The 751-nt window shown below is 33.7% G+C and carries 1 protein-coding gene; it reads left to right on the top strand.

The genetic code is table 11. From position 1 onward, the window contains the following. Window positions 1–196 (top strand): hypothetical protein (locus H4J69_RS19980; protein ID WP_220467923.1); only part of this gene is annotated, 196 nt, incomplete at its 5' end. Between the last annotated feature and the right edge of the window lie 555 nt (window positions 197–751).

The following is a 751-nucleotide window of genomic DNA, read 5'->3' as shown; positions in this document are numbered from 1 at the left end:
TAGGTGGCATTCTCGTATTGCTGCATCATGTTTACTTTTATTATCAACTTATAGTGTATATCTAACATTTATGGTGCTTGCAGGAGTCGAAATTGGTGGATCTAATCTATTAATATCTCTTGCAAGTTTTTGGTTGTCTTTGCGTTGTACGGAAGCAACTGTTAAATTAAATAAACCTAATAAAAAGAACACCTAACAAGGCGTTTAAACGGACAAAAAACAGTTGGCTGTTTCACTCCGTTCACATTTTAGCCAACAATTTTTTGCCTCTTAGTGGGGCGTTATGCGGCATTGCGAATTCGATTAAATGTAATTGTGGTAGTTGCCTTTTCTTTATCTTGGTTATTTACGCGTAATTAAATCTATTTCAGTTTTTGGTTAAATAGTTTTTCGCCAAAGTAGGTAAGTGATAAATTCACTTTTCATTAGTGGCTCAAAATTCACGGTTTAGTGTGTCGCAATGCTGTGAGTTTTTTTAAACATGCATTTTATGTTACTAATATTTATATAAATTGTACGATTTGTGGTAATGTAAAAATCGCATAACAAGGCATTCAAACGGACAAAAAACAGTTGGCTGTTTCACTCCGTTCACATTTTAGCCAACAATTTTTAGCCCCTTATTGGGGCGTTAGAATCAATCTGAATAGGAGTTATGTAACGAAATGAATGATGAAAAGTATTCAGGATATTTAGCTTTAAAGCTTGAGCTTTGGCAGGTATATCATAATCATAAAGAGAACATGTCAAA

The sequence above is a fragment of the Colwellia sp. BRX10-9 genome, assembly GCF_014077405.1.
Lineage (GTDB): Bacteria > Pseudomonadota > Gammaproteobacteria > Enterobacterales > Alteromonadaceae > Colwellia_A.
This window is presented reverse-complemented; position numbering and strand designations above follow the sequence as displayed.